Raw genomic sequence first — 26,027 nt, forward strand, 5'->3', positions numbered from 1 at the left:
AACTACTGTAAATTTATCGATTTACCGTATTTTATAGATATTAAATTAGACTTTCTCACAATCGGTGATAAAAATCAAGAGGTTTTTACGTTAAACTTAGGGACTTCCAAGAAATAAATTATCCAAATGAACGAACCACAGAGACAAGGCAGCGCGGTCTTGGGGGTTTCCCCCATGAGCGACTCCGCGCACAGAAGCCAGTGCGTCCTTGCGGTTCCCCGACTTCTACCCCTACGGGGATCTTGTCTTGCTACGCTTTTAGCATTCCCGCTCTTTAGCAACTGGCGCGACATAGAGAGAGAAGGAAGAGAAGGAAAAATTGCTTAACTGAACTGTATTGAGATAAATTTCCGTCAAGACAAAGGATTGATTATTGCAAAGACGGCGATTTATCGCGTCTCTTGCCTTAACCGAACCATATTTGGATTAGCGCCAATCAGAGAAGCATTAAAGCCAACCCACAGGATTAAAAAACAAAAAACCCCGGCGAAACTAACCGAGGTAAGAGAGAGAGGTACGAATGACGATGAGATACAGCAATACCGAAATTTAAAAAATCTTAGCTAACGCTAAAACCTACTAAAACTAAAGTTGTAACAATTAAAGTTGCAAAAAGACCCTGTAAAACATATTTACGTTGTTCCCAAATTGCTGGGTACTCAGCGTAGTAAATTTTGGGTTCAGATGCGTAGTTATTGAGAACGCCGTCTTCGTTAGTGGTGGTGTACATAGTTTTTTCTCTTTTTTGTTTGTTTATGTAACTAAATTTAACAATATTGTTACAAAACGTCAAGAGTACTTGACAAAAAAAGACTGATGGATTTAATAAAAGTTGCTTATCAGGTATAGGGGATTTAGGCGAAGCTGCCCCAGCCGCCGAAAGCGGCATATCTGTTGGCTCACCGCTATGCCTTTACGAAATTTTTTAAATCGCAAAATCTAAAATCCAAATTAGAAACACGTTAGCGTAGTGATTTCGCGTCTCTACTAGTAATCACATTTAGCGCTCTATCTATTGCAATTATTCAGGACTTACGCAAAAATTGCTAACTTTGCTTAATTTATCGAACTGCCAAGAGCGCCGAGAATTCATAGAGTGTGCGTAAGTCCTACTAACCAAGGTGCGAAGCTCGTCACATCGAACCTTCGACGTGGTAGACTTCGGGCGATCGCTTTACTTTTTCTGGTTGGAGATCGCCTGTTTATTCGACAAGCGCTCGCGCTTCGACTAAGACTCTGCATCACCATCATCATCTATTCGTTGAATTTGCTCTTGATGAGTTGTCACTGTGGTAGTGGGATTGCTTTGCATAATCGCTGGCGGAACAGGTATTGATGGTTTTAAAACCATCACCGCCAAAGCAAAAAACATTGCAGTTATAGCTACGATGGCAACATTATTGCTACTGTCTTTACTCACGGCAGTCATCACATGTTTTAGCAGTGCATGAAACTGCTGCTCTTGTTCGGCATTTGCTGCCCTAAGCACAAATGCTTTAGGAGCATTTAATTTATGATTGAAATTGCTGGGTCTAGGGTGATCGGATTTCATGGTTGTAACCCCTACTTTTGATACTTGCCTGGAGAAATCCAGGTTTTTTCTTGAAACAGCGATCGCTCTCTATCTGAAGTTGTCGTCAAAAGCTTGAAACGACCAAATTCCGTTAATACACAAGATAGTATTTTTGTACAGTGCGTAAGTCCTATTATTTTTAGATGAAGTATAAATCTACATCTAATTATTCATTACCGCATCCAAAAGCACATTGGCATCAAAGCGGACTACATCTGTGCAAGGTAGCCCAGTTTCTGCTATTGTTTGAGCAATGCTTTCCTCTGCGGCAGACTGATCTAAATGGGCTGTATTCAGCGCTATCCCCACTACAGGAACACTTCCAAAAGCACCACCAGCGCTAGCAACAGTTTCATAAAGCCGAATCACTTCTGATAAAGGTGGAATTAGTACATGGGGATGATTACGTACATGAACTTGTCTTGCGCGATGTGCTAACAGCAGTTGGGTTGGTTGCGAACCACGGATTAGGGGTAAGGTTGCTGTTGAACCAGGATGTAGCAGTGAACCTTGTCCTTCAATGTGCAGGATGTCGTGGTTTTTGCCATAGCGCATAACTATTTGTTCTACAGCACCGGCGGCAAAGTCTACCCGCACGGCATCTAAAGCCACTCCGTCCCCTTCTAACATCACGCCAGTTTGACCGGTGGCGAGGAATTTAGAACGCCAACCTCGCTGTTTTGCTGCCCAATGTAACTCTAGACTAGTTGACATTTTACCGATCGCCATATCGGTTCCCACTGTCAAAACCCGCCGACAGGAAAGGGTACGTGCCATTCCACTAGCAACACTTATATTAGGTGGCTCTTTGCGTATATCCCAAATTACTTGCCCTGGTTTTAACAGTGCATTTAACTCTGGTATGTTCGCCATTGGTGTATGTAAACCATTTACCAGCGACATTCCAGCTTCTAGAGCGCCTTTAATTTCCAACCAGTAATCATCTGGTACAGCACCACCTCCTGGAGCAATGCCAATTACCAAGACTTCTGGCTTGTATTCTAGGACTGCGGCTACCGATGCCACTATTGGGACATCACGCTTGATTTTGGTTAATTCTGGTAGGGATTTGCCAGCACACTCGCGATCAATTACGGCTACGATTGGGGCTTGACTGTAACGTAAAATTGCTAACCCTGTTTTGCCGTGATGCCCAATAACTCCTTCATGCAGCAAGATAGCTACTCGTTGATTAAGTGATAGTTGCACTGTGGTGTACCCCCAAACCTGGTAAATCGTTTGGCAAAACTTTTCCTTCTTTTAGCAATGCACCCATAAAAGGGTCATCAATTAAATTGAGGTGACTGTCTAAATCTAGATAATCAGCTAGTGGCGCTAGCTGTAATGCTGCTGTATTAGCTAGGGAACTGTCAGAATAGCAACCAAACATTACTTGCAACCGATATGCTCGCGCTGTATGTACCATTCGCATTGCTTCAGTTAGCCCCCCTGATTTCATCAGTTTGATATTAATACCATCCACGTAGTTTGCCAAATGGGGAATATCGGAGCTTGTGAAGCAACTTTCATCGACAAAGATGGGCAGGGGAGAGTGTTCTTTGAGTTTTGCTAAACTTTTTTCCTGCCCCCGTGGCAATGGCTGTTCTACATATTTTATACCTAAATTAGCTAGCCAATTGCACATTGCGATCGCATCCTCCAAACTCCAGCCCCCGTTGGCATCAACAAAAAATTCTAATTTAGGTGCTTCTTCTCGCACTGCTAAGAGCATTTTTTTATCTGCATCTATGCCATCTGGATTACCCAGCTTTACCTTGAAAAGGCGGACATCAGTAAATTGTAACCAGTCTCGCGCTCTAGCCCTGGCTGCTTCTGGTGAATTAATCCCAATTGTGACGGAAGTCGGGACTATTTGGTTGCGATCGAGTCCCCAAATTTGCCATAAGGGTAATCCTACGCGCTTACCCAACCAGTCATGCATTGCTATATCTAACGCCGCTCTTGCAGCAGAAGGAACCTGGTTTTGTGTTAAAACTTGTTCAATTTCTTGTCGTTGTAAAGGGCTGAATCCTTCCAAAAATGAAACAACTTGCTGTAGGGCATCTTTGATTGTATCAGTTGATTGCCGATGATTACCCACACCGAATGGCGACGCTTCCCCCCAGCCTTCGATCCCATCATGTGAAATTCTCACCCAGACATTAGTTGTCTGTGCCGTTGTACCTCGACTAATAGTCAACGGAAACCTTTTATTTACTGTAAATAACTTTATATTTATTTGCATACTTCTTATACATATTATGTTATGCAAAGCCAGTGTAAGTTCAAAGTTTAGATTATTAGATGCATCTGTTATACTTTTTTACATTCATTGCTTGATGACTGAAGTTTTTATACATTATTTTTATTTATGAATGACTTAAAAAAATGGAAGATTTTAAAATCAAAAATGGTTTTAGATCATCCTTGGTGTCAGGTGAGGCAAGATGAAATAGAATTACCGAATGGGAAAATTATAGATGATTATTTTGTCAGTATTAAGCCTGACGTTGCGATGGTTTTACCTATTACTAATAATAAAGAGATAATTTTTGTCCGGCAGTACAGACATGCAGTAGGTGAATTTTTCTTAGAACTGCCAGCAGGCAATTTTGACCCAACAAAAGAGAGTGCAAAAATAGCAGCAATTAGAGAACTGAGAGAAGAAACGGGTTATATTTCCCAAATAATTAGAAAAATCGGAACTTTATACGATAAGCCGAGTAAAGATACCAATAAAATACATTTATTTTTAGCAGAGAATGTGAGCAAAATTGGAGAGCAACAATTAGATATTACAGAAGAGATTGAAGTTGTATTAATTCCCGTAGAATCAGTTTTAGACAAAATTATTCAGGGAGAGATTTGTGTTGCAGGAACTATAGCCGCTCTCTTCTTAGGTTTAAAGTTTATCACTTCTCAATAATTAATATAGCTTTTTTGGTTTTAGCAAGAATGATGCTTGAGACAGTTTTAAACTTTGGGTAATTTCAACTACTTCAATTGACATATAGTTACGCATAGCAGCCTAACAATTCTTTAAATTTGTAGCATACAATGCAATCCATGAGTACCGGACAAATTCCAATCTTTAATCAAAAACACTATACTTGTGACGATAATTCCAGATGAAGCATTGGTAGTTCGGGGAGGGCGTAATCGTCCAGAGGATATTCGACGTGGAATAGCTACTCATCCTAGTGGCATAACAGGAATTTCTGTAGAATGTGCAGTAGGATCGTCAGTAGCGGAGTTGGCATTGAGTATTCCTCATGGGCAGATTGGTGTAACAACAGTTGGCGAGGTTCGCCAAGCAGGTGGTGATGTAATCCGAACATCCGGTAGAAGTGCTAATCATGCAACATTAAGGGGTTTAAACCCGCAGCAAGTTAGTCAACTCCTTACACCTACTGTTCCAAATCCAATAAAGCAGCAGTTATAGTTTGGATCACCTAGAATGATTACTCCTAGAGTTTTTGCAGATTTTCATAATGCTGATGCTGAAGGGCGTTTGCGTTTGAACTGTATTGGTACAATCGAAGACTTGGCGAATCAAAGTATTGAGCTACGAGATGGGCAGTTACTCACTATATATAGCGAGGATTTGGAAGTTGATGGAGTGGTGCAGTTCTCCGAAGAGGAGAAGTTGTGGGTTGCTGCCATTGATTGGGATCGAATCAGACAAGTTGAAGATTTTGTTGTGCAGGCACAAGTTTGAGTATGCACGCACCTAATTTTTTAGTTTTTATCTTGCCCATTGCTGCAAGATGTAAGCATAAAAAGCCTCTTTATCTACTTTATCCATTGCATAAATTTTCCGACCACCAGGAACTACTTTAGTACGCCCCTGACTAATACCAGTGGTGATAATTTCTGTTTCCCACTCGCGCAATTGATAAAATTCTGGATGTCCCAGATAAGCTGTTGCCAACACATCCCAAAAATAATAATCCTGGGGGATAACTAGTGCATAACATTGTCCGGCTAAATCAGAAATTGGGTAGTGGCGTTGTCGTCCCATTTTGTATACTAACTCCGATGTGACTGGGACATTGTTAGTTAAATCCAAAGGACACATAATAATTTCAATTTGCGTTTGCCATACCCGCGCTGCTGAAACCGCATCCCAATAAACATTCCATTCGGCAGAACCATCTTGTCCTGCTTCTAAGCTTTTTTCTACATTGCCACCAACATTTAATGCACCCCCCATCCACACAATTTTGTGAATCTTGGCTTCAATATCTGGTGCTTTGTCTAACGCCACTGCAACCGTTGTCAAAGGCCCAGTTACCATCAACGTTACGGGGTCTGATGCCTCCCGCAACACCTGTATCATAAAATCTTGACCTGTTTCGGCAACCAAAGGCGTAGTAATGGTTTGGCTTTGATTGAGAATGGGGAGATGGTCAACGATAAACGAATCGCGGCGATAGAGAGTAGGAAATGGATTGATACCGCGCACAGTACTTTCTGCTACCGGGATATGAGAAAATCCCATCAAATCTATAATTTTACGTGTGGCGCTAACAGCAGGTTGAATGTAGCAATCTGCTGGAGTAACAACAACACCAAGGAGTTCAATATGATCCATCGTCAACAGCAGCATAGTTGCTAAATAATCATCTACACCGCCATCGTGATCCATTAATACTAGTTGTTTTGTCATAAAAGGAGAATTATATGGATGAGTTTATGGAAGCTGCTATTCAAGAAGCAAAACAAGGCAGACAAGAAGGGGGAATTCCCATTGGTTCGGTTCTCGTTAAGGATGGCAAAATTCTCGGCAGAGGACACAATAAACGTGTGCAAGACGCAGATCCTGTAACCCACGCGGAAATCGATTGTCTCCGCAATGCTGGGAGAGTTGGCAGCTACAGAGGTACTACACTTTATTCAACTCTAATGCCGTGTTACCTGTGCGCTGGGGCAGTAGTACAATTTGGAATTAAAAAAGTCATCGTTGGAGAATCCAGAACTTTTCCTGGTGCTAAAGAATTTATGGTATCTCACGGTGTGGAAGTAATTGATCTTAATCTTGATGATTGCGAACAAATGATGAGTGAGTTTATTGAAACTAACCCCCAACTTTGGAATGAAGATATCGGTAATTAGAGACAAGAGAGACGCGATTAATCGGCGTCTGTACAAGAGAGACGCGATTAATCGCGTCTGTACAAGAGTAGCCGGTGTCTTAGTGACTTTTGATAGGAGAATTATAGTAAGAGCGATCGCTATCTAAAAAGTCACCTTCACACGGACACTCATCACTCCTAACCTAGCAAAAGTGTGCTGTTATTATCAATCAGCGTCAGAGTTGCATTAGTAGCCATACCGGGGTTTTGCTGCGCCAATGCACCATAAGACTGAATGTAACGTCGCACTTCTAGGGGAAAGTGGGGGTAATCTAATAGTGCATCTCCATCAGCAATAGTTGCCCAAAACTCGCGCAAACTAGGAGCTAATTTTTTTGCCTGTGATAATGGTAAGTTTAATGGAGAGTGAGTTAGTAGCTTGATTAAGAATGGGAAAGAGCGATCGCCCATCCACTGCCGCGATGACTGTTGCAAGTCGGGGAACTCAGGCAATGACTCAACCCGATGAGATAAAATTTGCAACGATTCTTTACCTTGGTTATCTCGATGAAACTCTAGCACCCGATAAGGGTGAGGATAGCTTACTAAAGAACCTGTGGTAATATCATATACTCCATCTGAGTAAGCAATATCCTGAACGTGCAAATGCCCCGTAAATACTAGTTTGACTCCGTAGCGCCTTAGCAACTGCAACAGTTCTGCTGAATTGGACAACATGTATCGATTTGCCAGTGGATGGTTAGATTGATTGGGCAAATGCTCCACTACATTATGATGCACCATCACCAGAACTAATTCATCAACAGATGCCGCCAGCACCTCTTCTAACCACCGTAGCTGTTTGGCATCCAAACACCCTACCTGCTCACCTTGGTCATTAAAGGAGTTAGAATTCAGCCCAATCAGCTTAACTCCAGGCAATAACTGACGAATATAGTAAATCTGTTGTGGATCTTCATAGCCATACTTTGTGTAATAGTAGGGAAAATCCGCAAAAGCAATTGATTGCTGATCAGCCCATAGCACAGGAACATCATGATTGCCAGGAACAACATAGACGGGAAAAGGTAGCTGGGCTAAACATTGTTGCAACCAGGCGTGGTTCTCTGGTTCGCCGTGCTGGGTTAAGTCTCCTGGTAACAACAAGAAATCTAAATCAAGTTGTGTTAAATGTTCTAGTACACTTTGAAACGCCGAGATACTGACTTCTACTAGATGGAACCGATTGGGATGATCCCAGATTGTATGGGGAAGTGCCAGGTGTAAGTCACTGACTACCGCAAAGCGAAAATTGAGAGCCATTGATTTATGAAAATGTTAAAAGCAGAGGTTAAAACAAGCCTTTTCTCAAAAGTATAACGCTTGCTTTGTTTCGCTGCTCAGGAGTGCATTTACTTAATATTTGTATACATTGAGCATAGATTAAACGCTATGCTGACAATTAATTTAAAAGCTGAATATAACCATTAATCTGTAAAAATTATCGGAAATTAGCATCAGCCAATAACTAATGGGTAATAATTCAATAGTGTTAGCGACACGAAATGCAATCGCTTTGTTTGTTGGTTTCTCTGCTACTCACCTTTTCGGTAAAATAACTTAGCAGATCAGCAAGGAACAGGTTCAGGATCATGGCTCAAGCTAGTATTGGGATTATTGGTGGTAGTGGTCTGTATAAAATGGACGCGCTCAAAGATATAGAAGAGGTGCATATCCAAACCCCCTTCGGTTCACCATCAGATGCTTTGATTCTGGGGACTTTAGATAGTACACGGGTAGCTTTTCTGGCGCGTCATGGTCGCAATCACACACTGTTACCCTCTGAGTTACCGTTTCGCGCTAATATCTATGCGATGAAGCAATTGGGTGTGAAGTATTTAATTTCAGCTAGTGCTGTGGGTTCTTTGAAGGAAGAAGCGAAACCATTGGATATGGTAGTGCCAGATCAGTTTATTGACAGAACGAAAAACCGAATTTCAACGTTTTTTGGTGAGGGAATTGTTGCTCACATTGCCTTTGGCGATCCAATTTGTAAGAATTTGGCTGGTGTGTTGGCAGATGCGATCGCATCTCTCAATTTACCAGAAGTTACTCTCCATCGCGGCGGTACTTATGTGTGCATGGAAGGGCCGGCTTTTTCCACCAAGGCGGAATCGAATCTTTACCGCAGCTGGGATGCAACAATCATTGGGATGACGAATTTACCAGAGGCGAAGTTGGCAAGGGAAGCCGAAATTGCCTACTCAACTTTAGCTTTGGTGACAGATTATGATTGTTGGCATCCAGATCACGACAGTGTGACAGTAGAATTGGTAATTGCCAATTTGTTGCGAAATGCTGCGAATGCTCAAAAGGTTATTCAAGAAACTGTGCGGCGGTTGAGTGAAAATCCGCCGCCGAGTGAGGCGCATTCGGCGTTGCAGTATGCAATTTTGACTCAGTTAGATAAAGCACCAGCAGCGACGAAGGAAAAATTAGGGTTATTGTTGCAGAAGTATTTGTAGTATAAGAATTCAGAATTTATAAAAATTGGAAACCCTAATTTCATAATTTGAAGGAAATTAAGCAGCTTTACCACCCTTAATTTTCCAGTCATTCTGACTTCTAATTTTTGTACAGGCGCGATTAATCGCGTCTCCTAAATTCTTACAAAATAACTAATGGCAAATGACAGACAAGACCTCGCTAATATAATATCCATCTATGTTTGATAACGTCTGTCGCTTTTTAGCAGAGTCATTTTCAGGCGATTTTGCCACCTGGTTACTTGGCGAATCTATTGCACTTACCCAACTCAGTCCATCAGAATTATCCCTCGAACCGATTCGAGCAGATGCGTTAATTCTATTACAGTCAGACGAAATTGTTCTGCATATCGAATTTCAAACCGAAGCAAAAGCCGAAATTCCCTTTCGGATGACTGATTATCGATTAAGGGTGTATCGCAAATTTCCCCGAAAGCGAATGCATCAAGTTGTCATTTACCTGCAACCCACAACATCTGAATTAGTCCAACAAACAGCTTTTGTTTTAGAAAACACCCGTCATGAATTTGGAGTTATTCGTCTTTGGGAACAACCAAGCGAAATATTTTTAAATACTCCTGGTTTGTTACCGTTTGCAACTCTCAGTCGAACTGAGGATAAAACGCGAACATTGCAACAGGTTGCTGAAGCTATTGAGCGAATAAACGATACCCGAACACAAAGTAATATTGCTGCGTCAACGGCAGTCAAAGCTTAGGGTTAGTATTAAACAAGGAACTGATTAAAAGGTTATTACGGAGTGATGCTATGCGCGAGTCTGTAATTTATCAGGATATCCAGCAGGAAAAAGCTTTATCGATTGTTATCCGACTACTTCGCCGTAAAGTCGGAACTGTTGCACCTGCACAGCTATTAAAAATTCAAGCTTTAGACTCAACACAGTTGGATGATTTAGCAGAGGCTTTACTTGATTTTTCGAGTTTAACCCATTTAGAAGCTTGGTTAGCGCAAAATCAAAGTTAGTACAGCAGAATTGGGGAGTTTTCCGAGTCAGATATAGTTCAATACAGTTCAGTTAAGCATTTCTTTCTTCTCTCTGCGTCCTTGGCGTCCTTGGCGGTTCGTTAAAAAAATTGAGTTTGACAAAGAGTTTTAGCCTTAACTGAACCGTATTGAGATATAGTTTTTTAAATTAGAGCAAAAGCACAGATGTGTCAAGGAAGTACCAACGACGAATTTATTCGTCTTGAATATTAGCACCTCGCCATCCATGCAAAATCGGCATAGCAAACAATCCCCACGCTAAACCCGTAATTAATCCAAAAGGCGTAACCAGATAATTATTAAAACTCCACAAACCGAAAATCTGTGCTGCCAATTCCAAAGGATAAGCCATCATTAGCACACTAGCTAAAGCTACACCACTCCAGCCATACTGATTCAGCCAGTAAAAACCTTTACCACCAGTTATCCCATACAACAGACGAGTAATCAGCAAACCCGTGACAGTGCCGTAGCAGCGCATACACACAGCCATAATAAACGGTGGTGCTAAATCTAACCCCATATCTGGTTGCGGACATACATGATTACCCATGAAATAAATGATGTCCGCAATCCCAGGAAGCAAAGACACTCCAGACGCAGCCAAAAAGGGAGCGATAGGCGGGCCAAAAACCATCCCTACCAACAAGAAATCAGCAATCAAACTTACCCAATTAACCTGCAATTCTTCAGTGAAAGCTACTCTTGTCATTTTCCTTTCTTCGCGCCCTTTGCGTCTTTGCGGTACCCTGCGGGAAGCCCTACGGGTTCGCCAGATCCTTTATGCCGGGGAACCCGTCCACCGGACTGGCTCACCGTTTCCCGTCTACGTCCTCTTAACCTACCTTATTAACATAAGGACTTGTCAACTTATCCAACTGCTGAATCAACAGACTTAAGAATAATCCCACATCTGTCACTACACCCACCGATTCTACAGAACCGCGATCGCTTAACTTAGTCACCACAGCTGGATTAATATCCACACACACCATTTTCACTCCCGCCGGAGTCATATTCCCTACGCCAATCGAGTGCAGCATTGATGACAGCATCAAAATCATCTCCGCACCTTCTAGGTGTTTAGCATATTTCTCCTGTGCTTGAATCAAATCCATTACGGTATCAGGCAAAGGCCCGTCATCCCGAATCGATCCCGCAAGCACAAAAGGCACATTATTGTGGACACACTCATACATCACGCCACTTTTAATTGCCCCCGCTTCCACAGCTTTATGAATGCTGCCATAACGGCGGATACTATTAATTACCTTCAGGTGATGCCGATGTCCACCATGCACTACAACACCCCGCTTCATGTCTACACCCAAGGAAGTGCCCATGATATTTTGCTCGATGTCGTGAACTGCGATCGCATTACCACCCAGCAACGCTTGCACGTATCCTTCTCGAATCAGTTGCGCCAAGTGTTCGCCGCCACCAGTATGAATCACTACCGGGCCAGCCGTGACAACTACCTTACCACCAGCATCGCGGATTTTCCGCAATTCCCAAGCGACTTGCTCAACAACCAATTCCACGCGCCGTTCGCTGGAAACTCCCGCCGACATAAAGCTGAATTCTTGGGTGCTGCGGAGTTCGCGCGATTCAGTTTTGCGGATGGTGCGGATACCTAACACATCTACAATTACTCGTTCGCCAACTTTTAAATCGCGTAGTATTTTACACCGAGCAACTAGGCCATTAGCGGTTTGGGTAATTGCGATCGCACCATCCATCCGTTGATTTTCCACCTTCACCCACTGGCCATCAATTCGGACTTCGGTGGGATAAATTGTACTAACGTAGAAATCATCAGGTGCAACGCCGTCTTGAATTACCGGCTCAAGTTTTGCGTCTCGCTCATCATGCGGTAAATCTACAGCACCCAAATCAATCAACCGAGAGATGATTTCTTCCATCACCTCATGGGATGGCGCTGATACCCTAACCTCGGCGGCTGAGGTACTTTGACGCTGTTCTCCCAAGTTAAAATTCAGGACTTTGAAGCTTCCCCCAGCGTCTATAATTAAATCCAAAGCGCGGTTAATTAAGCCTGCGTCGAGCAAGTGTCCTTCCATGCGGATGACACGGCTTTCTACCGAGACATTAGCATGAAGTTCATCTCTAACTGGTTCTGTTACCCGCAAAGTTAAGCATTTAGCCGCACCGCCAGCTTTGAGAAATTCGGTAAGCGGTGTTTCCAGCACTTGGAAACCTACATCTGCAAGGCGGGTTTTCAAAGCCTCACTCGCCTTGTTCATAATGACGATGCTATCTACATTCACCGCATTACAAGCGAAGTTGACTGCATCAGCTTCTTCAAGTGCGATTCGCTTTTCGGGTGCGACTCGCATTTCGATTAAGCGGTTAGAGTAAGCATCAAAAGCGCCTGGATAATATAGCAAATAGCCATTTGCTAAAGGACAAAAACAGGTATCTAAGTGATAGAAACGTTCGTCTATGAGTCGCAGGGATAGCACCTCAATATCCAGCCATTTAGCTAAATAAGGGTGAGAATCTAATTCCGAGCGGAAACCGTATCCCGCCCATAACCAGCGTCCTTCTCGATCCAGCAGTGCGTCCCCTGCTCCCTCAAAGGGCAAATCTTTGGGAAGTTCATTGACTGTATAACCATTTGCCTCAAACCATTGTTTGAAGAAAGGCTCCTCTCCCTGACGTTCTTTGTGCAAAAAGCGACTGAGGACGACATTATTCCCTAATACTAAGCCAGCGTTGGCGGTAAAAACCAAATCTGGCCAACCTTTTTCAGGTGGTACTAAGTCTACAATGGCGTGTTCTTTAAGGATCTGGTGTAGTCCCTGCCACTGTTCCACGGCGCGATCGCGCGATGACTTGTGAATATTTCCTTCCATCCAAGGATTAATCACATAGTCCACATCGTAGTGGTCAGGAGGGCACATCAAAAAGCGAATACGGGAAGTCATAAAAATCTTACAAGCGTTTTATATGCTAGCCTATTTGGGATACAGAGGGATAGAGATTTTCGATTTACTGACATTCGATAGAATCTGTTACTAGAGCTTCTATCTTTTGATAGTTGAAGGTTTTACAAAGGGTTCACTATTAATTCTATTACTGGTAGATAGTAATAAGTACAGAAGGTGGCAAAAGTAATTAGTCATTAGTCATTGGTCATTAATATTCTCCCCCTGCCTCCTGCCCCCTGCCTTAAAATATTGCTCGTAGGTTAAAAATTAATATCATTTAGCCTAATAAGTGGCACAAGTAGAGCCAAAATATACTTTAATTAGATGAAAAATTAAGTATATACTTATACTGCTGCCGCTTATGTCATCGCCCCTTGAGCGCCCGCTAAAACTTGAGATCAGACTGCCATCCTCCCATCCTCACTTATTAGAAGGGCTAGATATATGGCTGCGTTTGGGTTTGATATCCGATGCCCAAGTTAAGCAGCTATGCCGAGAATTCTTGGTGTGTACGGTGGTGTTACAACCCCAGCCTGAAGCTAAAACAAAGGTAGCGTTTGTAACTTCCAACCCCGTGCAGCAGTTGCCCGTAGCAGCTTTACAACCTAGTAGCCGTAGACAACCGCAGCAACAACCAGCTAAACCCAACTTTATCAGCACAATGTTGCAGTCCTTGGGGGCAGAACTGAGTGTGCGTTGGCTACTTTTTCTAGGGGTATTCTTGGTAGTTGTGTCCTCTGGGGTACTGGCTGCGAGTCAGTGGGAGAGGTTTCCGGCTTCTGGACAGTATGGAGTTTTATTTGCTTATACTTTAACTTTCTGGGGATTAAGCTTTTGGGCAATTAGGCAAAGCAACCTTAGATTGACGGCTCAGACATTGCTAATTGTCACCATGCTGTTAGTGCCAGTGAATTTTTGGGCAATGGATAGCTTTCGATTGTGGCAAAATCCTTTAGATTGGATTGTAGTTGCGATCGCTTGTCCTACCCTCACTGCTATAACTGTTCTACTCTCCAAAAATCGCAGTATTTTTCCCAATTTACTTACCGGCAAATTACCTCTAATAAATATTCTGGGGCTGAGTTATCTGCATTGGGGTTGGCAATTACCAGGATTTCCCTTGATTGCCGTTTATGTGGCAATGATCGGCACAACTATTCTTACCGTTTATCATAATTACCAACAGCTTAATGCTATCAGTGAAGAAGATCGGCGTGATAAGCGCCAAGCAAGTATTAGTTTGGCTGCCACTGTAATTATTTATGCTTTGATAGTGCTGCTAGTGCGGGCAATTTTTGTTGTTCGGGTAGATGTGACGCAGTTGGGGTTAGCTATTGGTATTTGTGGCTGGCTTGTAACTTGGTTAGCAGAGAAGGGGAGGGCAGGGGGCAGGGGGCAGGGGGTAGGGGGAGCAGGGGAGGCAGGGGGAGCAGGGGAAGATAAAGAAGTAAATTCTTCATCCTCCTTATCTCCTCCATTCCCTTCGTCCTTGTTACTCTGGGAAAGACTGGGCGGCACTCTACTCTTCTTGGGTTGGCTGGTTTCGGTAGTAAGTTATCCTTGGCAGGCAATAGCTGTAAGTGGTTTGGGTTTGTGGTTTGTCGGAAGTCGTCTGCGGCAGTACAGTTTAAAATTAGACTTTGCAGCAGTTTTCGTTATTGGCTTGCAGACGATTTGGCTAGGTTGGCGATTAGTACCTGATAGCTTACAGAAATTAGCGATCGCAACCGCTACTCAACTTACTAATTCTCAAAATGAACCTTGGGCGTTGCTGAGTATAGCTTTATTTCCCTACATAATTTTGATGGTGGCGTTCACAGATAGTTTGCATCGCAACGAAAAGCGAGAATTGGCTAAATTTGGCGAACTGCTCACCCTCTTATTTGGAGCTTTTTTAACAACGATCGCAATAGTAAATCCGGCATTGCGATCGCTAAATCTGCTATTTTCTACAATTACTCTGGCATTTGTCACTCAACGCCGCTCCCCCGCATCCCTTCCCCTGATATATCTAACTCACATCGTGGGAGTGCTGACTTTTTGTTTTACCATTAATTGGTTATTACCAACCCTGAATCATCAAGTCTGGGCAAGTATTTTATTAGCTCTGATGGTTGCAGAATGGATATTTAGTTTAAGCGAAGGACTATGGCGACGTAGTGCCTGGGACATTGGTTTAGGATTAGCCGCCGCTAGTTTTTTCCTATTGTGGATGAATGCAGAATCATCTTGGTATGGCATAGCTGATAGACAAGCTTATTGGGGAGTCTTATGGCTAATTACGCCTATAACTCTCACAGGTGTTGCCAATGCCACAATTATAGAGCGTCGCCTTACTAGCCGTTACTTGAGTGTATTGGCTGTGGGAGTTGCCCAGTTACTGACTTTACAGCTACCTGAAACCAGATTAATTGGTTTAGCTGTAGGTACAGGATTGATGTTTGTAAATACGCGCTATTTGCGAAACCAAATATCTGCGGTAATTACAGAAGGATTTCTTCTAAGTTTTATCGTGGCACTTTTATGGGTAGGCGTACCTGGCTTACCTCGCCTCGCGCTACCAGGTTGGTTCGTCGTCGGAGCGATCGCAATCCTAATTTTATGGTTAACGCGAACAGTTTTGAACCAACGCGGTAACGAATTAGCAATTATATATGCAGCCGCCAGTGATAAATGGGCGATCGCCTTGTGTGGTTTTGAGTTGTTTGGTTTGACGATACACTCAATATTAATTTATTCAGGTTTTATTACTTCGGGATTTTTGTACATAGCTGCCACTGCAATCACCTTGGTAGCTATTGTTTATCGCAGTTGGCGAGAACCGACAAATTGGGCATTTTATGGCATCGGTTGGTCTTTGGAATTGTTGACTGCCCAAGGGCTGGGATTTGGGGAACGATCAATAATTAGGATTGCGATCGCAAATATTGCTTTAGGTTTAATCGCTCAACTTGTCGGCGAGTGGTGGCGACGACGACATCAATTAGAAAGCCTTCCTAGCAGTTTTCATATTTTGCCATTAATTTATGCTGCATTTAGTGTATTGCTGCGTGTGAACACCTTCACCGAATGGACTGGTTTGTATTCTTTGGGTGTAGCTTTAATTATCATTGGCGTGGGGCGACGCCGCGAAGACTTTAAACTCCTGCTGTACTTAGGAATTATTGGCGTATCAATTTCTGCCTATGAACTTTTGTTCTATCAAATGTCACAAGCTACAGGAGGAGCATTAGGTGATGGATTGATTGCCATGTCTACCCTTGGCGCAACTATTATGTATGCTTACCGCATCCTGTCGCCTTGGTTGGTAAGCTACTTACGGCTGACTCCTCAAGAACTGAAAGGAATTGCCCATATTCACTGGGCTTGGAGTAGCTGTTTATTAATGGCTGCCATTCCTCTTCCCATTGCAGTTAACCGTTTAGTGGGATTGGGAACGGGAGTATTTTTGATTCGCTATGCCATCTTTCAAGGACGAAATTTGCCCATTTCCCCCAGCATTTTTGGAGGAATCACAATCGCCGAAATGTGGGTTTACCTTGGTTTATTAGAGGTAGCCGGGATGAGGGTTTATTGGCGCGAGACAGCAGTAGGACGATTTTGGGCTGGGCCGTTAGTTCCTTGGAACGGTGCGAGCGCCTGTGTGGTAGCCTATTTTCTGTACATCTTACCTTGGGAAAATTGGGGTTGGTCTAAAAGACCTTGGCAGCAAGCCGCTTATATCATACCACTGATAATTTTATGGGAAACTAGACTGCGAACTTATCCCATTACCTTGCTACTCGCAGCTGGATTTTACATCTTCCTTGCAAAGGTCAGTGAAAACATCCGTTTTACTTATATTAGTGTGGCGTTGATTGATTGGGCGCTTTACCGTTGGTTTGATTCCTTACGCCTAACTGATGCTTTGTGGTATGTAACACCCATTGGGTTATCACTGCTTTATATTGCTCAAGTAGACACCCAACTGAAGCTACCAGAGTACAAAATATCTCGCCATATTCTGAGAGTGTTAGGTAGTGGTTTAATTTGTGGGTGGGCAATTTTATTTCATCAAAATACAGCTTGGATACCGGGAATTTTCAGCCTCATCGCCATTTTTGCCGGATTAGCTTTGCGAGTGCGGGCTTTTCTCTACATTGGTACAGCGACTTTTTTAATCACTACAATCTATCAATCAGTAATTTTCAGCTTGCAGTATTCCTTTTTAAAATGGGTTGTTGGCTTGCTAGTTGGCATTCTCCTGATTTACATCGCCGCTAACTTTGAAACCCGTCGCGCTCAAATAACTTCCTTAATTCGTAGCGCCATTGATGAATTCCAATCATGGGAATAGTCAGCTAAATGTTGAACTAATTAGATAGGCGGGCGATTGACTCGTATCAGTTTTCCAAACAAAGATTCTTCAGCTGCAATTGCCTCATGAATCCGGGTGGCTAATCGCTGCCGATCCAAATCCTCTGTGCAAACAATGATACCTGCATGATCTGGACTCATGCGATGCAAGCGGATAAAATCATCTCGATTTACTGTCAGCACTGCCCGCCCCTGAATCGTCGCCAATACAAGCACTTGGTCATCAGGAATTTGCTGGTTGGCTTGCCCTGCTTCTTGTACCGTCAGCACATCGTGACCAAATTGACGCAATAGCCCCGTAACCACTTTGGGAAACCCTTCATCGGCATAAAGCAATACCACCTTTAAGCCGCCTCTTGCCGTGCGATCGCTGCTTCAATTTCTTTAGGATAAACCTCAGCGTACAGCCATGCGTTCACCAAATCGGCAGCCGTTAGTGTCGGGTAATCTTCTAACAAATAGGCTTCACTTGCCCCTTGATGGCGCAAGCTAACCAACAGCCAAACCGGAATTCGAGTCTGCCGAATACAGGCATCGCCCCCCATCACCCCTGGTGTTTTCTCAATACCAATCAACCCATTGCCCAGACTCGCCGCCAAAATCTGAATTGCTTGTGCCTTTTCTTCCAAAGACAGGGCTAAAAGTTGAGGTTGTAGCTCTTTGAGTGTCATTGTGAGTATTAAACTGAATACTTGAGATGACTCATCTCCTAAATTGTTTAATTCTATCTTAATAGAACACTCTTGACTCCCGATGCGATTCGTTCGCGTAGCATCTCGCACGAAAAGAGCAATTACAGGAGATAAATTGCAACTAATACAGCAATCCTATCTAATTTGTGAAAATTCGCAGTGTCCAGATCCCCGACTTCTTTAAGAAGTAGGGGATCTAACTTTTCAATAAAACTCGTTAGCATCCATCAAAAAATATTGCTCCAGGGTTGACGTTTCGGTGTTTCGCGCAGTCTGTAGCAGCTTCCGTCTTCCCTGCAAGAACTTCTGTCTTCACGTTTCGGTGTTTCGCGCAGTCCGTAGCAACTTCCGCCTTGCCTGCAAGAACTTCTGTCTTCACGTTTCGGTGTTTCGCGCAGTCTGCAAGAACTTCTGTCTTCACGTTTCGGTGTTTCGCGCAGTCTGTAGCAACTTCCGTCTTCCCTGCAAGAACTTCTGTCTTCACATTTTGGTGTTTCGCGCAGTCTGTAGCAACTTCCGTCTTCCCTGCAAAAATTTCCGTTTTTCCTGTAGCAACTTCTTCTTTAACTCAGTGCTAAGTCGTGAGTCGTGAGTAAAGAGCAACTACGGTTATAAAAGGGAGAGGAAGAATGAAAATTGCTGAAATGACTCAAATTTTAGTTTTCTGAAAAAAAATCAACAATTTTACGCAGGACAACCTTGTAAAAAATTGTCCACTATTGAATTACTTGAATTAGGGTATTAATTATGGCAAGACAAAAACGCGATTCACGTATCCTTAGCAAAGCTGAGATGCGCTTGGCAAGTGTTAAATCTATCAGTCCTACTCTAGATGTAGGAGATAATTTAACGGTTAAAGATTATACAAACAAAATTGCAAGTCTCCGTCAATCTTTGGAAGCATACAATACCACTCTCTCTACTATTGATGTTTTATTAACCCAAATCACCGAAAATGAAAGAGATTTGGCAGACTATTCTGAAAAAATTTTGCTTGGTGTTGCTTATAAGTTTGGTAAAAATAGCCACGAGTATCAGATGGCTGGTGGTACTCGTAAAAGCAATCGCAAGCGTAGTGTACGCCAAGGTGTTGTTTTAACTAAGTAGGTCGTGGTGAATATTTATCGTCAGGATAAGGCAGGAGGCAGGAGGCAGAAGGAAAGAGGGTTTAAGCCTATTTCATTTTTCTTTACATAGTTTGGTTTTTCTTACTCGTTCTACTTACCAGCTAAAGGCAAGACTCTTCAAAAGTGAAGTTTAAGAAGATGAGGGGGATAAGGAAAGTTAAGAGGATAGGGAATACAAAGATTTTATCCACTCCCATTCCTGTATCAAACCTTCTCTTAAGGAAACTTGCGGCTGATATCCGAGAATTTTTTTCGCTTTAGATATATCAGCCGCCGTGTGGCGGGCGTCTCCCATCGCTTTTTCTATGTAGTTTTTCTTAATTGATTTTCCAACAATTTCTTCAATCGTATCCAAGACTTCTGCTAAAACCACCTTGCTACCGCCACCGATATTAAAGATTTCTCCTACTGCTTCAGGTGTAGAGGCGGCGGCTAAATTGGCGGCGATGATATCACTAACAAAGGTAAACTCCCGCGTTTGCTGGCCATCGCCGTAAATAGGAATCGCCTCATCCTGCAAAATCGATTTAAAGAACTTATGAAATGCCATATCTGGGCGCTGTTTGGGCCCATATACTGTAAAATAGCGCAATGACACACAAGGGACGCCAAAGTTTTTGTGATATAGTTCACATAAAAACTCCGCAGCTAGTTTCGTAATGCCGTAAGGAGAAACTGGTTTAGGACAAATTCTTTCATGGGTAGGTAACGTTTCTGCATCACCATATATACTAGATGAAGATGCAAACACTAACCTTTTCAGGTGTTTAGCATCCTTAGCTGCTTCTAACAAAACTTGTGTAGCGTTAATATTTCGTTCTGCATAACCTCGAAAAGCTTTACCCCAACTTGCTCTAACACCTGCTTGCGCCGCTTGATGGTAAACTATATCTACATCTTTTAAGAGTTTTTGCCAATCTAAAAACTGCATGTCTGCTTCAATTAATGTAAAGCCAGGTGACTGATGTAAGTGTGCAATATTTTTACGCTTTAACATCGGATCGTAGTAATCATTAAATTCATCAATTCCGATCACTTCTTCTCCTTGTTGCAGTAATGTTTCTACAAAATGAGAGCCAATAAAGCCAGCAGCTCCAGTAACAATAATTTTAGCCATGTTGCCTATTTTTTGATATTTAAATTGTTTTCTATATTCACAGATTCATAATTGTAATCAATAATCGTCATTACTTGAAGATGATTTTTTTACTCAATTATTTAAATGGTTAAAAACCATGATAAATAGTTAAATATTTTACTGATATTGGAACAAATTCATATACTCGTTTAAGTATTGCAATTTGAGAAAAGTTATAATTATACTAGTTAACCAAGTTAAATTTTAAGAATTAATACAGTAAAAATTCAATATAGTGGTTCTCAGTTTACTAGGTACAGAACCCCATTTTTAACCTAAGATCAAACAAAGAGCTTGCTTTGATGAACTTCATTTGATTACAAAAAGCTATAGCTATATTTATTACTGCCCCTGCTTGTGAGCCTTTTTATTTATGAAGCAATACAGTTTAGTCAAGCTTTTATTCTCTCCCCCTGCCTCCCCTGCCTCCCCTGCCTGCCTTAACAGATAAATTTCCTTAACCCAAGCGTATTGATTTATGAGGGGGCTTGCATAAGTGTGAAAATTAATGAAAAATTGATCCGCGAGAGCCAAATAGGGCATTCTCGTTTCGCAAGGAACGCACGAGGAAAGCAGTGAAAGTTTTAGTTGTAGGTAATGGAGGGCGCGAACATGCTCTGGCATGGAAACTGTTGCAATCTGAGCAAGTTGAGCAAGTTGTCTGTGTACCAGGCAATGGAGGTACAGCAAGTCTGGAACGTTGCCATAACTTGCCCTTAACAGTAGGTGATTTTGAGGGCATGAGCCGATATGCTCTAGAAAATGGTATTACTCTGGTGATAGTTGGGCCAGAAGTGCCTTTGGCAATGGGAATCACAGATTACCTCCAAAAGAAAGGATTGATGGTATTTGGCCCAGTCAGAGCGGGAGCGCAAATTGAAGCGAGCAAAGCTTGGGCAAAAGCCCTGATGCAAGAAGCAGGGATTCCGACGGCACGGGCTGCGGTATTTACGCAAGCAGCAGCAGCAAAATCTTATATCAAATCTCAGGGAGCGCCAATTGTCGTTAAAGCTGATGGCTTGGCGGCTGGTAAGGGCGTAATAGTAGCTGAAACAGTTGCACAGGCAGAAAGTGCCGTTGATGCAATTTTTCAAGGGCAATTTGGCAGTGCTGGTGAATTTGTTGTCATTGAAGAATGTTTAGTTGGGCAAGAGGTATCAATTTTAGCGTTAACAGATGGGTTAACGATTCGCTCCCTGTTGCCGGCTCAAGACCATAAGCGAGTTGGTGAGGGCGATACGGGAGACAATACTGGTGGCATGGGAGCATACAGCCCAGCACCCATCGCTACGCCAGAGTTGATGGCACGCATTCAAACGGAAGTATTAGAAAGAGCGATCGCAACCTTACTAGCTCAAAATATTGATTACCGAGGTGTACTGTATGCTGGGTTAATGATTGCACCCGATGGCGACTTTAAGGTTTTGGAATTTAACTGTCGCTTTGGCGATCCAGAAACCCAGGTGATTTTGCCACTGTTAGAAACACCCTTAGAAGAGTTGCTTTTAGCCTGTGTACAACAGCGATTAGGTGAATTGCCACCCATTGCCTGGAAAAAGGGAGTATCTGCAACTGTAGTTGCAGCTTCAGGTGGTTATCCAGGAGAATATGAGAAAGGCCAAGTCATTACTGGCATTAGTGAGGCAGAAGCAACCGGAGCAACAGTATTTCATGCAGGTACAAAATTAAACCAGCAACAAGAAGTTGTCACAGATGGGGGTCGGGTATTAAATGTGACTGGAATTGGAGAAAATTTTCAGCAAGCGATCGCCCAAGCATACGCAGGTATCAAATATATCCAGTTTGAGGGGATATATTACCGGAGAGATATTGGGCATAGAGTAGCCAGCGTAAAGCAGAGGCAAGGATAAGGCAGGGGGCAGGGGGAGGGAAAGTCGTAGTGAAGTCCAGAAATTGGATAATTTATTTTTTGGAGTTCGCTAACCTGAGCCGGAAAACTAGCCTAAAATCACGACAGGTTGAATTTTTGTTAGACTGCTCATCTGATCTGTGCGTAACTAATAGTCACAAAAATGGAGTTTAACGCCTTAATCCTCAACTGGATATCAACTCGGATGCCTGAAATGAGGTAAATTCGTTAAGACTACCTTACATAAATATCCCCTGGAGTTTCCCATCTCTCCCTCTTCCCTAACATGTTTGTCAAATTAACTGTTAATTTTTTAGTTGTTGGGCTTTATAACAAAGAGTATTAACAACTTTATTTAAGATGCTAAGTCTGTTTAAAACAATTCAACATGTGATCGCCACTTGGTGGTCGGAGTTCACACTCCAGACCAAATTATTGGCTGTAGCCACAATGGTAGTTTCATTGGTGATGAGTGGCTTGACCTTCTGGGCTGTGAATACAATCCAGCAGGATGCGCGGATGAATGACACCCGCTTTGGCCGTGACTTGGGGCTGCTGCTGGCTGCCAACGTTGCCCCCCTAGTCGCTGACAATAATCTGACTGAGGTTGCCCAATTTTCTCAACGCTTCTACAGCAGCACCTCTAGTGTGCGTTATATGCTTTACGCTGACGAAAACGGGGAAATCTTTTTTGGCATTCCTTTTTGGGAAGCGGAGGTAGAAAACTCTCTCACCATAAAACGGCGGATACAACTGCCGGAAGATTACCCTGGTGATGGGGAAAAGCCAATGGTGCGGCAACATACAACCCCAGATGGAACAGTCACCGATGTATTTATTCCCTTGATTGTCAATAAAAAATACTTAGGTGTATTAGCGATCGGTATCAACCCCAATCAGACTGCTGTCATCTCCACCAATTTTACCCGCGATGTCACCATTGCCGTTTTTATTACCATTTGGGTAATGGTGATTTTGGCAGGAGTAATAAACGCCTTGACCATCACTAAGCCCATTAAAGAACTACTGGTGGGAGTGAAGCAAATTGCTACCGGGAATTTCAAGCAGCGCATTGATTTACCTTTAGGGGGCGAACTGGGGGAGTTAATTTTAAGCTTTAATGAAATGGCAGAGCGATTAGAGCGCTATGAAGAACAAAATATTGAGGAACTGACCGCAGAAAAAGCCAAGCTACAAACCCTAGTTTCAACGATCGCAGATGGCGCTGTGTTGATTGACAATAACATGCAGGTGATTTTAGCTAACCCCACAGCAGAGCGAATTTTTGGCTGGGAAAACGCTGATGTGGAAGGTAATAATTTGTTACATCACTTGCCATTATCGGTACAAATGGAAATCGCTAGCCCCTTGTACGAAATGGCAGCAGGCAAATGCGAAAGCGCCGAATTCCGAATTTTTCTTAACCAACCCACCCCGCGAACGATCCGAATTCTCTTGACTACAGTACTCAATGTGCAAAGGGAAAGCATCAAAGGTATTGCGATTACTGTCCAAGATATAACCCGTGAGGTGGAATTAAACGAGGCAAAAAGCCAATTTATCAGCAACGTTTCTCACGAACTGCGAACGCCTCTATTCAACATCAAAACTTATATTGAAACTCTGCACGACTACGGCGAAGACTTAGCTTTAAAAGAACGAAAAGAGTTTCTGCAAACAGTCAACCATGAAACTGATCGCCTGACTCGGTTAGTTAATGATGTTTTGGATTTGTCAAAACTCGAATCTGGTCGCAATTACAGCTTCGATGGCGTAGATTTAGCCCAAGCGATCGAGCAAACCCTGCGTACTTACCAACTGAATGCTAAAGATAAAGGTGTTGAACTCATTCAAGAAGTTGCTCCTAATTTGCCATTAGTGATGGGTAATTACGATCTATTAGTACAAGTGTTTGGCAATCTGATTGGTAATGCCCTTAAATTCACTAAAGCCGGTGGTAAAGTGGCAATCCGCGCCTACCAACTAGATTTTAAACCCAGTCACACCCAATCTGCTCCAGTGCGGATTGAAATTTCTGATACTGGAATTGGCATCGCCACAGAAGATCAACACTCAATTTTTGAACGCTTCTTTCGCGTAGAAAACCGAGTTCACACTTTAGAAGGCACGGGTTTAGGTTTATCGATTGTCAGAAATATTATTGACAGACATCGTAGTAAAGTCCATCTGGTGAGTGAAGTTGGTATAGGCACCACTTTTTGGTTCGATTTAGCCACCTTTGAAGAAAAAGCGTCACCCATATTAATTGAACCTATTGCTGAAGCATCCAAAATCACAACAGTTTGAAGGTTAGGGAAGCATCCAAAATCATCACAGCCTGGAGATTAGGAATTGGGCATGGTTTGTTATTTTTTACCATTCCCTATAGTGACGATTTCGGATGAAGCGTTTGAGGGAATTGCCAGATGAATGGGGAATAGCTGCACTAGACTATAAGTAAGTTGAATTGACTCAATATTTAACAACATTGTCATTATCTATGAAAGCAATTGAAACCACAGCGACAATTAATGAGAGTGGACAACTTACGCTCGATAAATCACTGGGATTCATCAAACCACAACGTGTTCGTGTTATTGTCTTACTTTCCGAAGATGACGAAACCGATCCCGATGAAACACCTACAGAAGTTGTTATAGAAGGTATTCGCCAAGGTTTACACGAAGCTTTAACTGGGCAAACTCTTCCCCTCTCCGAAATGTGGTCAGGCATCGATGCAGAGTGAACTATCGCCAACCCAGATCGCTCTTACACCTCGTTTCAAAAGGGATCTTCGAGAACTTGCCAAACGTTATCCTTCAATTCGTACTGATCTCCAACCCTTAATTGACCAACTTCAAGCAGGTGAAATCCTCGGTGATAGAATTGCTGGAGTTAAATATCAGGTTTTCAAAGTTTGTCTCAAAAATAGCAACATTCAAAAAGGAAAAAGTGGAGGCTATCGAGTCATTTATTATCTGAAAACCGATCGAGGAATTATACTCACTACAATTTATTCCAAATCCGATATTTCAGATGTTAGTAATGAAACAATTGAAGAAGCAATCGCACAATACGAGCAAGAAATTCAAATAGCTGATAATTCAGATGTATAAACCCGGGTTTTTTGATACATCATCAATTGCAATTTAGCTGAGGAGACAATTTAAATATAAAATCGTAACTATTTAGCTCTGTATTAGACTCAACACAGAAGCATTATATTCCCCACTCCCCAGAAAACCCACATCAAGACCTTAATATAACGAATAACAAACAGACCAATAATAAACCCAAAAGTAACAGCAAAGCCTGATTGCGTTTTACCCAATTTTTTACAGTTATTGCAAAACTATTACTGTAACGTTGCTGTTCTAACTCTAACTTTGTCTCTTCAATATTTTGGTAGAGGGTACAGTCTTTAGCATAGGGACGCTGAGGAAAATTGCAAGTATCATCAGCATGATAAGTGCAGGTGTCGCATAGATACCCGCCCCCAGTGGCGCGGTGTAATGGAATACCAGGATGACCGTAAGCTTTGAGTGTCGTCCGGCAATAGGGACAACTAATAGCTTGACTATCAACGAGTTGATGGCAGTGGGGACAAGATACAGTAGCCAAAACCTTTAGTGCAAATAAGTTGAGTAAACTCTTTGATTCTAGCCATTCTTGAATTTTACTAGCAACACAGGCA

The 26,027-nt window shown here is 42.6% G+C and carries 23 protein-coding genes and 1 pseudogene; 12 read left to right on the forward strand and 12 right to left on the reverse strand.

What is annotated here, in order from left to right:
* Window positions 1-559: 559 nt before the first annotated feature.
* The 4 genes from psb34 to RMZ43_RS00325 form a co-directional block, all read right to left on the reverse strand.
* Window positions 560-730 carry a photosystem II assembly protein Psb34 gene (psb34, locus tag RMZ43_RS00310; RefSeq protein ID WP_322645626.1) on the reverse strand — a complete coding sequence of 57 codons (171 nt, stop codon included), beginning with the start codon at window positions 728-730 and terminating at the stop codon, window positions 560-562.
* A gap of 498 nt (window positions 731-1,228) precedes the next feature.
* Complete coding sequence (locus tag RMZ43_RS00315) at window positions 1,229-1,552, reverse strand: hypothetical protein (RefSeq protein ID WP_322645627.1); 324 nt, start codon at window positions 1,550-1,552, stop codon at window positions 1,229-1,231.
* A 183-nt stretch (window positions 1,553-1,735) separates the two neighbouring features.
* Window positions 1,736-2,782 carry a DUF1611 domain-containing protein gene (locus RMZ43_RS00320; RefSeq protein WP_322645628.1) on the reverse strand — a complete coding sequence of 349 codons (1,047 nt, stop codon included), beginning with the start codon at window positions 2,780-2,782 and terminating at the stop codon, window positions 1,736-1,738.
* The gene (locus tag RMZ43_RS00325; RefSeq protein WP_322645629.1) at window positions 2,766-3,818 is read right to left on the reverse strand and encodes a dipeptide epimerase; all 1,053 of its coding nucleotides are present in this window, start codon (window positions 3,816-3,818) and stop codon (window positions 2,766-2,768) included. The genes RMZ43_RS00320 and RMZ43_RS00325 overlap by 17 nt, the downstream gene beginning before the upstream one ends.
* Before the next feature lie 126 nt (window positions 3,819-3,944).
* Here RMZ43_RS00325 and RMZ43_RS00330 point away from each other — a divergent pair, with 126 nt between their 5' ends.
* The 3 genes from RMZ43_RS00330 (at window position 3,945) to RMZ43_RS00340 (ending at window position 5,291) form a co-directional block, all read left to right on the forward strand.
* A complete protein-coding gene (locus RMZ43_RS00330; RefSeq protein ID WP_322645630.1) occupies window positions 3,945-4,499 on the forward strand; it encodes an NUDIX hydrolase in 555 nt (184 codons plus the stop codon).
* A gap of 186 nt (window positions 4,500-4,685) precedes the next feature.
* Complete coding sequence (locus RMZ43_RS00335) at window positions 4,686-5,015, forward strand: flavoredoxin (RefSeq protein WP_322645631.1); 330 nt, start codon at window positions 4,686-4,688, stop codon at window positions 5,013-5,015.
* 15 nt (window positions 5,016-5,030) lie between these two features.
* Window positions 5,031-5,291, forward strand: a complete 261-nt coding sequence (locus RMZ43_RS00340; RefSeq protein ID WP_099101510.1) for a hypothetical protein — start codon at window positions 5,031-5,033, stop codon at window positions 5,289-5,291.
* Window positions 5,292-5,318: 27 nt separating this feature from the next.
* Here the strand turns inward: RMZ43_RS00340 and RMZ43_RS00345 are convergent, their stop codons facing one another.
* The gene (locus tag RMZ43_RS00345; protein ID WP_322652959.1) at window positions 5,319-6,242 is read right to left on the reverse strand and encodes a nucleoside hydrolase; all 924 of its coding nucleotides are present in this window, start codon (window positions 6,240-6,242) and stop codon (window positions 5,319-5,321) included.
* Between the two features lie 14 nt (window positions 6,243-6,256).
* On the opposite strand from RMZ43_RS00345, the gene RMZ43_RS00350 reads away from it, so the two are divergent.
* Window positions 6,257-6,688, forward strand: a complete 432-nt coding sequence (locus RMZ43_RS00350) for a nucleoside deaminase (protein WP_322652960.1) — start codon at window positions 6,257-6,259, stop codon at window positions 6,686-6,688.
* Window positions 6,689-6,846: 158 nt separating this feature from the next.
* Here the strand turns inward: RMZ43_RS00350 and RMZ43_RS00355 are convergent, their stop codons facing one another.
* Entirely contained in the window at window positions 6,847-7,971 is a 1,125-nt protein-coding gene (locus RMZ43_RS00355) for a metallophosphoesterase family protein (protein WP_322645634.1), read from the reverse strand.
* A gap of 329 nt (window positions 7,972-8,300) precedes the next feature.
* On the opposite strand from RMZ43_RS00355, the gene RMZ43_RS00360 reads away from it, so the two are divergent.
* On the forward strand, window positions 8,301-9,173 hold the full coding sequence (locus RMZ43_RS00360) for an S-methyl-5'-thioadenosine phosphorylase (protein WP_322645635.1): 873 nt from the start codon (window positions 8,301-8,303) through the stop codon (window positions 9,171-9,173).
* A gap of 199 nt (window positions 9,174-9,372) precedes the next feature.
* Window positions 9,373-10,178, forward strand: a pseudogene (locus RMZ43_RS00365) (Rpn family recombination-promoting nuclease/putative transposase).
* 214 nt (window positions 10,179-10,392) lie between these two features.
* On the opposite strand, the gene RMZ43_RS00370 reads toward RMZ43_RS00365, so the two are convergent.
* Both RMZ43_RS00370 and RMZ43_RS00375 read right to left on the reverse strand, forming a co-directional pair.
* The gene (locus RMZ43_RS00370; RefSeq protein ID WP_322652961.1) at window positions 10,393-10,911 is read right to left on the reverse strand and encodes a DUF2085 domain-containing protein; all 519 of its coding nucleotides are present in this window, start codon (window positions 10,909-10,911) and stop codon (window positions 10,393-10,395) included.
* Window positions 10,912-11,035: 124 nt separating this feature from the next.
* Window positions 11,036-13,147 carry a TIGR00300 family protein gene (locus RMZ43_RS00375; RefSeq protein WP_322652962.1) on the reverse strand — a complete coding sequence of 704 codons (2,112 nt, stop codon included), beginning with the start codon at window positions 13,145-13,147 and terminating at the stop codon, window positions 11,036-11,038.
* A gap of 364 nt (window positions 13,148-13,511) precedes the next feature.
* Between RMZ43_RS00375 and RMZ43_RS00380 the strand changes: the two genes are divergently transcribed.
* The gene (locus tag RMZ43_RS00380; protein WP_322652963.1) at window positions 13,512-17,486 is read left to right on the forward strand and encodes a DUF2157 domain-containing protein; all 3,975 of its coding nucleotides are present in this window, start codon (window positions 13,512-13,514) and stop codon (window positions 17,484-17,486) included.
* A gap of 20 nt (window positions 17,487-17,506) precedes the next feature.
* On the opposite strand, the gene RMZ43_RS00385 is transcribed toward RMZ43_RS00380, so the two are convergent.
* Together RMZ43_RS00385 and RMZ43_RS00390 are read right to left on the reverse strand one after the other, a co-directional pair.
* Window positions 17,507-17,848 carry a DUF5615 family PIN-like protein gene (locus tag RMZ43_RS00385; protein WP_322652964.1) on the reverse strand — a complete coding sequence of 114 codons (342 nt, stop codon included), beginning with the start codon at window positions 17,846-17,848 and terminating at the stop codon, window positions 17,507-17,509.
* Between the two features lie 2 nt (window positions 17,849-17,850).
* The gene (locus RMZ43_RS00390; protein ID WP_190727535.1) at window positions 17,851-18,177 is read right to left on the reverse strand and encodes a DUF433 domain-containing protein; all 327 of its coding nucleotides are present in this window, start codon (window positions 18,175-18,177) and stop codon (window positions 17,851-17,853) included.
* A 768-nt stretch (window positions 18,178-18,945) separates the two neighbouring features.
* Here RMZ43_RS00390 and RMZ43_RS00395 point away from each other — a divergent pair.
* On the forward strand, window positions 18,946-19,305 hold the full coding sequence (locus RMZ43_RS00395; protein ID WP_322645640.1) for a hypothetical protein: 360 nt from the start codon (window positions 18,946-18,948) through the stop codon (window positions 19,303-19,305).
* A 177-nt stretch (window positions 19,306-19,482) separates the two neighbouring features.
* Here RMZ43_RS00395 and RMZ43_RS00400 read toward each other — a convergent pair whose 3' ends face one another.
* Window positions 19,483-20,442, reverse strand: coding sequence for an NAD-dependent epimerase/dehydratase family protein (locus RMZ43_RS00400; RefSeq protein ID WP_322652965.1), 960 nt, complete (start codon window positions 20,440-20,442; stop codon window positions 19,483-19,485).
* A 596-nt stretch (window positions 20,443-21,038) separates the two neighbouring features.
* Between RMZ43_RS00400 and purD the strand changes: the two genes are divergently transcribed.
* The 4 genes from purD (at window position 21,039) to RMZ43_RS00420 (ending at window position 25,449) form a co-directional block, all read left to right on the forward strand.
* Window positions 21,039-22,334, forward strand: coding sequence for a phosphoribosylamine--glycine ligase (gene purD, locus RMZ43_RS00405; RefSeq protein WP_322652966.1), 1,296 nt, complete (start codon window positions 21,039-21,041; stop codon window positions 22,332-22,334).
* Between the two features lie 359 nt (window positions 22,335-22,693).
* A complete protein-coding gene (nblS, locus tag RMZ43_RS00410; protein WP_322652967.1) occupies window positions 22,694-24,640 on the forward strand; it encodes a two-component system sensor histidine kinase NblS in 1,947 nt (648 codons plus the stop codon).
* 160 nt (window positions 24,641-24,800) lie between these two features.
* Window positions 24,801-25,079, forward strand: coding sequence for a type II toxin-antitoxin system RelN family antitoxin (locus tag RMZ43_RS00415; RefSeq protein WP_322652968.1), 279 nt, complete (start codon window positions 24,801-24,803; stop codon window positions 25,077-25,079).
* Complete coding sequence (locus tag RMZ43_RS00420) at window positions 25,069-25,449, forward strand: type II toxin-antitoxin system RelE family toxin (protein WP_322652969.1); 381 nt, start codon at window positions 25,069-25,071, stop codon at window positions 25,447-25,449. Before RMZ43_RS00415 ends, RMZ43_RS00420 begins: the two co-directional genes overlap by 11 nt.
* Before the next feature lie 133 nt (window positions 25,450-25,582).
* Here RMZ43_RS00420 and RMZ43_RS00425 read toward each other — a convergent pair whose 3' ends face one another.
* Window positions 25,583-25,954, reverse strand: a complete 372-nt coding sequence (locus RMZ43_RS00425) for a zinc ribbon domain-containing protein (protein ID WP_322645646.1) — start codon at window positions 25,952-25,954, stop codon at window positions 25,583-25,585.
* Between the last annotated feature and the right edge of the window lie 73 nt (window positions 25,955-26,027).

The sequence above is a fragment of the Nostoc sp. CmiVER01 genome (assembly GCF_034531135.2).
In the GTDB taxonomy this organism is placed as follows: Bacteria; Cyanobacteriota; Cyanobacteriia; order Cyanobacteriales; family Nostocaceae; genus Nostoc.